The sequence below is a fragment of the Allocoleopsis sp. genome (assembly GCF_036703385.1).
Taxonomy (GTDB): domain Bacteria; phylum Cyanobacteriota; class Cyanobacteriia; order Cyanobacteriales; family Coleofasciculaceae; genus Allocoleopsis.
This window is the reverse complement of sequence record NZ_DATNPA010000621.1, coordinates 1-2096: the sequence shown is the minus strand read 5'-3', so window position 1 is coordinate 2096 and position 2096 is coordinate 1. Positions and strand designations below refer to the sequence as shown.

Below are 2096 nucleotides of genomic sequence, written 5' to 3'. Positions count from 1 at the left end.
GCTAAATTCGGGAGTCCTCTCACAGCGATCGCTAACCGAATTGTAGGCTGGTGCGATCGCTTGCGTGTAGTGCTGACGTGTCGGCTGAATGTCTGGGAAGCAAATCCCTATTCTCTCAACGGCTTTCAAACCTATCGCACGTTGGAGTTTAGCCAAAAGAAAGTAGAGGAGTTTATCAACGCTTGTTTCCAAAAAAATGACCCTGAATTGGGTATTCAGTTGCAGCAGGCGTTAAACAAACCCGGAAAAGAGCGAATTAAGGATTTGGTCAGAAATCCCCTGCGGTTGACGCTGTTGTGTTCGACTTGGCATTTGTGGGAGGGAAAGTTACCGGATACTAAGGCTAAACTTTACCAGCAGTTTGTCGAGGAAGTCTACAGGTGGCAAGACAAGGAAAAAGAAGTTTCCACAATAACGCCTGAAGAAAGAGAGCAATTAAATGCCAAGCTGAAAGAGTTGGCTGTCGCAGCAATTGATAATGAAACGAATCGATTTTGTCTGCGGCAGAAGTTTGTTGATAGTGTATTTCGGGATAGTTCTCTATTTCAATTGGCGCTCACGGTTGGTTGGCTCAATCTAGTGGGTGTAGATGCTAAAAATCCTCATCAACCTGTCTACGCTTTCTTCCATCCTACATTTCAGGAATATTTCGCAGCGCTGGCGATCGATGATTGGGACTTTTTCTTACCTCGCGCCCACGATAACCATAATCCTAAGCCAGTCTCGGAGAGATACCGCATTTTTGAGCCGCAGTGGAAAGAGGTGATTTTGCTGTGGCTGGGGCGACCTCATGAAGATGTAACGAAGGAGCAGAAGGAGGCATTCATCAAAAAGTTGGTGGAATTTGAGGATGGGTGCGGGAGATTTTATTCGTATCGAGCCTATTTTCTAGCAGCATTCGGAATTGCTGAGTTTAGGGGTTGTGAGCGTGTTAATGAGATTATAGAACACCTTATTAAATGGAAGTTTAGCGCTGTCAACTCAGAAAACAGCCAATTACACACGCTTCCTCTCATCGCAAAGGAAGCTGAAGTTGCATTGTCGCAAACGCATCGCCAGAAGGTAATTGATGTATTGACTAGGCGGATGAATTCCAACCCAAGTAAGGGCAATTCTCTACAAGTAGCTGAGATTTTAGTGCAAATAGATCCTGGCAACCCATTAGCTATCAAAGTTATTGTTGCTTATTTAGAACGTAGCAAAGAATCATTAAATAAATCAAAAATAATCAACTTGCATCGCATCAACACTATAGGCAATTTGAAAAAATTTGCTGCTGGAAATCCCATTGCCATTGCTGCCCTAGATAAGCTGTCACCAAACAGCCAACAGAATAACCAAACCCCTTTGCGATTTGACGACAGTTTACTGAAACTTCCTACTGGAAACTTAAACGACAGCAGAAACTTTATTAATCTGATGACAGAAATAGATGTGGTCAACATTGAACAAGCCATCAGTAGATTAAATAATATTGATGCCCTAGTTGGGTTGCTAGGAAGAAAGCCGACCCTCAAAACAAGTATTAATGAATTAGAAAATTTAAAAGCTCTACTTGAGGTTTTAGATAGGCTGGATACTAATCAAAATCAGCTCATATTTGGATTGATTCAAAATATCAATTCATTTGCTGTCAATAGATTGGCAGAAATTGCTTCTAACAACTCTGCTGTTGTCCCTACTCTAGTTAAGATACTCAATACCAGCGAGGATACAGATATACTTCAGCAAGTTACTTGGGTTTTGGGAAAGGCTGCATCTATAAACATAGATGCTACTACGGCTGTGGTGCGACTGCTGCAAACTACTGAAGAGCAGATAATAGCTTTGGACGCGATATATTTTCTGAAAAAAGTCATCAAAAGCGGTTTGCTTACAGTAGTAGTTGAAGGCTTAAAAGACTACATAGAAGATACAGAGAGCTACGACATCCTCTACGAGATCTTCTGGCACTGTGCTCAAAACATGACCTACCCAGCCTTCTATCAAGCTTGGCACCAACAAGAGGGAGTAGACAATACAACTACTCCCGACAGCCAAAGCCTCAACCAAGGTGACTTACCCCAAAGCCTTCAGAGTGCGATCGCCAACGACCC

At 42.6% G+C, this 2096-nt stretch carries 1 protein-coding gene; it reads left to right on the top strand.

The window, feature by feature from the left end:
* Positions 1-2096, top strand: a 2096-nt coding sequence (locus V6C93_RS29740; RefSeq protein ID WP_414644308.1) for an NACHT domain-containing protein, incomplete at both ends; no start/stop codon positions are given.